The sequence below is a fragment of the Roseiarcus sp. genome, from assembly GCF_049514155.1.
In the GTDB taxonomy this organism is placed as follows: domain Bacteria; phylum Pseudomonadota; class Alphaproteobacteria; order Rhizobiales; family Beijerinckiaceae; genus Roseiarcus.
Map to the genome: position 1 here is coordinate 1 of NZ_JBEKVH010000230.1, position 4,574 is coordinate 4,574.

A 4,574-nucleotide genomic window follows, 5' to 3' on the forward strand; every position below is an offset into this window, starting at 1 on the left:
TGGCCGTGCTTGCGGCGCGAATTCTTGCGGCGGCGCTTCTTGAAGGCGATGACCTTCGGACCGCGCGCCTGCTCGACGATTTCGCCCAGCACGCGGGCGCCGGCGACATTGGGCGAGCCGACGTGGTTGGTCTCGCCGTCGAACAGCGCCAGGACGTCGTCGAAAGTTACGGTCGACCCGGCGTCGCCCTCGAGCGACATGACCGTGATCGTATTGTCGGCGGCGACCTTGTACTGTTTGCCGCCGGTGCGAATGACTGCGAACATCGTTTTGCTTCCCGTGTTCATCCCGGCTCTTACGCGGAATTCCGCGCGGCCGGCTTCTTTGCAGCTTGCAACCTGCTGGTTTTAGGCGCCCGGCCCCGCCGCGCGGAGGCGGCAAAGCAAAAACGCGGCCTCAAGAAGCCGCGCGCGAGCACCGGTCCTATAGTCGCCGGCGCCGGCGGAGTCAATCGCAACGCCGCTCGTTTGGGCGCCGATCAGTCGCCGTAGATGATGAGCGGCAAATGCCCATGCTGCGGCGCGCCGCGGCCGATCACGATCAGCTTCGGTCCGTCGGTCCAGCCCCGCGGCGGTTCGGCCGCCGGCGCGAGCGTCACGTTGACGAACACCGGCGCGGAAACGACGAACGGCGACGGCGTCGCTTCAGTTCCGGGTTCGGACGCATCGCCGACTATGGGGCCGATGGGACCGAGGAATTCGTCGCGGTGGCGATGGCGCCAGAAGTCGTGGTCGCCCTCTCCGCCGCGCCAGAAGGCGTGACGCTCGCCACCGCGCCAGGGCTGGCCGACCAGCGGAGGCGAGAACGCCCGAACCACGGGCGCCGCTGCAGCCGACGCGAAGGGGGCGGCGGCGAGCGCGGTCGCGAAAACGGAAACGGTCAGCGAGATTTTCATGACCCTTCTCCACGAGGCTGGCCTCCTCGGGAATGAGATTAAGCAATTCTTAAGCCTGCGGGAAGCCGGCGCCGCCCGGTCTTTTCGCTAAGGGAGCGGTCGTGGGGTTGGCGCGCCTGGCTAGACGATCGCTCATAGCTTTAATTCTATAGACGCGCACGTCTCATAGCGCTCGGTCGGCGTCGGGGTGCGCCACGCTCGCCGCCGGCCGCGCGCGAAATGGCGCCTAAGTCGCTGAAAACGCCCGCGCGCTGAACGGATTTGTCGCCCCGCGCGCCGCCCCCTATGGTGCGCCGACGCTCCGGGCCGCCGGGGCCCCGCAAGCGAAGGATCGTCGATGGCGGACGCTGGGGCGCGCGCGGCTCGAACGGACGGGGGGCGCGCAGCGAGCGAAGTCCTCCTCGCCTTCCTCAAGCTCGGCCTCACGTCCTTTGGCGGGCCGATCGCCCATATCGGCTATTTCCGCAGCGAGTTCGTCGCGCGGCGCGGCTGGCTCTCCGAGCGCGCTTTCGCCGATCTCGTCGCGCTTGCCCAGTTCCTGCCCGGGCCCGCTTCGAGCCAGGTCGGCTTCGCCATCGGCCTGACGCGCGCAGGCTGGCTCGGCGGGCTCGCCGCCTGGGCGGGCTTCACCCTGCCCTCGGCGGCGCTGATGCTCGCCTTCGCCTATGGCGCGGCGGGGATCGCAGACCTCTGGTGGGGCGCCGGCCTGCTGCACGGGCTGAAACTGATGGCGGTGGCGGTGATCGCCCAGGCCGTGCTCGGCATGGCCAAGAGCTTCTGCGCCGACTCGCCGCGCGCTTCGATCGCCGCGGCGGCGCTGGCGCTGGTCGCGTTCGTTCCCGGCTCGCTCGCCCAGCTCGCGGCGATCGTCGGCGGCGCTCTCGCCGGACTGGCGGCGGTTCGCGGCGCCGCAGCCGCGCCGGTCGACGATTTCGCGCCCCATCTGTCGCGCGGCGCCGCGCTCGCCGCGTTGGCGATTTTTCTGGCGCTGTTGGCGCTGTCGTTCCTGCCGGCCGGCGAAGGGCTCGCGGCGCTCGCCGCCGCTTTCTATCGCTCCGGCGCGCTGGTGTTCGGCGGCGGCCATGTCGTGCTGCCGCTGCTGCGCGATGCGCTGGTTCAGCCGGGGTTGCTGTCGCAGGGCGCGTTCCTCGCCGGCTATGGCGCGGCGCAGGCGCTGCCAGGGCCATTGTTCGCCGTGGCGGCCGGTTTTGGCGCGCTCGCCGGAACGCCGCCGGCCGGGCTCGCCGGCGGCGTTGTGGCGCTGGCGGCGATTTTCCTGCCCGGGCTGCTGGCGCTGGTCGCCGCGCTGCCGTTCTGGCGCGAGCTGCGGCGCGAGACGCACGCGCAAAGCGCGATGGCGGGAATCAACGCGGCGGTGGTCGGCCTGCTCGCCGCAGCGCTCTACAATCCGGCCTTCGTCAACGCGGTGCTCAGTCCACGCGATTTCGCCGTCGCGGCGGCGGCATTCGCGCTTCTCGTCGCCGGGCGCGCGCCGCCGCTCCTCGTCGCCGCCCTCGCCGCGGCGGCGGGCGTGGCGCTCGCCGCGTGAACGCGGCCGATCACTCCGCCTTCTTCAATTCCTTGAGCTTGCCGAACACCGACTCGACGTCGATCTTCTCTTCGCTCGGCTTCTTGGCGGCCGGCGCCGCGCCGAACACCTCGCTGGTCGTCGACGGCGTCGGCCGCGCGGTCGTGACTTCCGCCGGCACCAGCGTCTGGGTGCGGTCCTCTTCGACCTTCGGGCGGTCCTTGGCGGCGCGGTTGACCTCGAAATCGAGGTCGATCTGCGAGCACAGGCCGAGCGTCACCGGATCCATCGGCTGCAGATTGGCCGAGTTCCAGTGGTTGCGGTCGCGGATCGCGTCGAGCGTGTGCTTGGTCGTGCCGACCAGCCGCATGATCTGCGCGTCTTTCAGCTCGGGATGGTTGCGCAGCAGCCACAGGATGGCGTTCGGCCGGTCCTGCCGGCGCGACAGCGGCGTGTAGCGCGCGCCGCGCGGCTTCTTGAATTCCGGCACCCTGACCTTGCTCGACGCGATCTGCAGGCGATGCTCGGGGTCCTTCTCCGCAGCGGCGATTTCCTCGCGCGTGACCTGGCCGGTCGAGATCGGGTCGTAGCCCTTGATGCCGGTTGCCACCTCGCCGTCGGCGATGCCTTTCACTTCGAGCGGGTGCAGTTTGCAGAACTCCGCAATCTGGTCGAACGTCAGCGATGTGTTCTCGACCAGCCAGACGGCGGTGGCCTTTGGCATCAGCGGCGCATCGGACATGAAGTCGGGCTCCTTGGACCTGCGGTTGCGCGCGTTCGCCCTCTGCGAGGGCTGAGGCGCAGCCTCAAATCGTCAAACTCGAGGGGATACGCTCATATTAGGCGTCGGCCCTGCGAATTGCAATCAAATCGGCGCAATTTCGCTTGGCGCGCCCTGGCGCCGGCGGGCGATTCGCCTTACCTCCCGCGGGTCGGTTTCGTTCTTCGAGGAAAACCCCATGACCTCCAGACTTCCGCTTTTCGCCCTCGCCGCCGCCCTCGCGCTCGGCTTCGCCGCCGGCCCGGCGGGCGAGGCTCAGGCCGCGGGCTGCCTCAAGGGCGCGCTGGTGGGCGGCGTTGCCGGCCATTACGCCGGCCATCACGTCGTCGCCGGCGCGATCGGCGGCTGCATCGTCGGCCACCACATGGCGGCGGTGAACGCGCAGAAGCAGAAGGAATTGCAGGCCCAGCCGACGCCGGCGCCGACCGCCACGCCGAAGTAGATTCGCCTCAGGCCTTGTTGTTGAGCGCCCGCTCGGCCTTGGGGTCGAGCGGCCAGCGCGGCCGCGCCGGGGCGGCGAGGTCGTCGGCGAGGCCGAGGCGCAGCCGTTCGACCCCCGCCCAGGCGATCATCGCGCCGTTGTCGGTGCAGAGCTTCGGCGGCGGCGCGACCAGCGGCAGCCCGGCCTGGGCGCAGAAGCGCGCCATTCCGTCGCGGATCGCGCCATTGGAGGCGACGCCGCCGGCGACGACGACCGCTTGCGCGGCGCCGACCCGTTCGCGAAACAGCCTGAGGCCGACCCGCAGTCGGTCCTCGATCACGTCGACGATCGCCGCCTGGAACGAGGCGCAGAGGTCGGCGACGTCGCGCGGCCGTAACGGCGCGATCGCCTCAGCGGCGAGCCGCGTCGCCGTCTTCAGGCCCGACAGCGAGAAATCGGCGTTCGGCCGGCCGAGCAGCGGCCGCGGCAAAGCGAAGCGAGCGGGGTCGCCGTCGCGCGCCGCCGCCTCGACCGCCGGCCCGCCCGGATAGGGCAGGCCGAGCAGCTTGGCGGTCTTGTCGAACGCCTCGCCGATCGCGTCGTCCATCGTCGCGCCGAGCCGTACGTAATCTCCCACCCCATTCACCGCGAGGATCTGGGTGTGCCCGCCCGAGGCGAGCAGCAGCAAATAAGGAAACGCGACGCGCGTCACCAGCCGCGCAACGAGCGCGTGGGCCTCGAGGTGATTGATTGCGACGAACGGCTTCCCGGTCGCGAGCGCAAATCCCTTGCCCGCCATCAACCCGACCAGCACGCCGCCGATCAGCCCCGGCCCCGCCGCGGCGGCGACCCCATCGATGTCCTGGGGTCTGAGACCCGCCGTGGCGAAGGCGCGCGAGATGAGGATGTCAACGATTTCTACATGAGCGCGCGCGGCGATTTCGGGAAC

The 4,574-nt window shown here is 70.4% G+C and carries 6 protein-coding genes; 2 read left to right on the top strand and 4 right to left on the bottom strand.

Annotated elements, in window-relative coordinates; genetic code table 11:
* A partial coding sequence (rplU, locus tag ABSF49_RS20395) for a 50S ribosomal protein L21 (protein ID WP_424114469.1) occupies window positions 1–266 on the bottom strand: 266 nt, incomplete at its 3' end.
* 212 nt (window positions 267–478) lie between these two features.
* Complete coding sequence (locus tag ABSF49_RS20400) at window positions 479–895, bottom strand: hypothetical protein (protein WP_424114470.1); 417 nt, start codon at window positions 893–895, stop codon at window positions 479–481.
* A 337-nt stretch (window positions 896–1,232) separates the two neighbouring features.
* On the opposite strand from ABSF49_RS20400, the gene chrA reads away from it, so the two are divergent.
* Window positions 1,233–2,444: a chromate efflux transporter gene (gene chrA / locus ABSF49_RS20405; protein WP_424114471.1), complete on the top strand. Its 1,212-nt coding sequence runs from the start codon at window positions 1,233–1,235 to the stop codon at window positions 2,442–2,444.
* Between the two features lie 10 nt (window positions 2,445–2,454).
* Here the strand turns inward: chrA and ABSF49_RS20410 are convergent, their stop codons facing one another.
* On the bottom strand, window positions 2,455–3,165 hold the full coding sequence (locus tag ABSF49_RS20410) for a DUF1013 domain-containing protein (protein ID WP_424114472.1): 711 nt from the start codon (window positions 3,163–3,165) through the stop codon (window positions 2,455–2,457).
* Between the two features lie 217 nt (window positions 3,166–3,382).
* On the opposite strand from ABSF49_RS20410, the gene ABSF49_RS20415 reads away from it, so the two are divergent.
* Complete coding sequence (locus ABSF49_RS20415) at window positions 3,383–3,646, top strand: hypothetical protein (protein ID WP_424114473.1); 264 nt, start codon at window positions 3,383–3,385, stop codon at window positions 3,644–3,646.
* Window positions 3,647–3,653: 7 nt separating this feature from the next.
* On the opposite strand, the gene tsaD is transcribed toward ABSF49_RS20415, so the two are convergent.
* On the bottom strand, window positions 3,654–4,574 hold a 921-nt coding region (tsaD, locus tag ABSF49_RS20420), incomplete at its 5' end, for a tRNA (adenosine(37)-N6)-threonylcarbamoyltransferase complex transferase subunit TsaD (protein ID WP_424114474.1).

Coding starts and splice junctions, on each gene's coding strand:
- ABSF49_RS20400 (WP_424114470.1), bottom strand. CDS start 895: ATGAAAATCTCGCTGACCGTTTCCGTTTTCGCGACCGCGCTCGCCGCC.
- chrA (WP_424114471.1), top strand. CDS start 1,233: ATGGCGGACGCTGGGGCGCGCGCGGCTCGAACGGACGGGGGGCGCGCA.
- ABSF49_RS20410 (WP_424114472.1), bottom strand. CDS start 3,165: ATGTCCGATGCGCCGCTGATGCCAAAGGCCACCGCCGTCTGGCTGGTC.
- ABSF49_RS20415 (WP_424114473.1), top strand. CDS start 3,383: ATGACCTCCAGACTTCCGCTTTTCGCCCTCGCCGCCGCCCTCGCGCTC.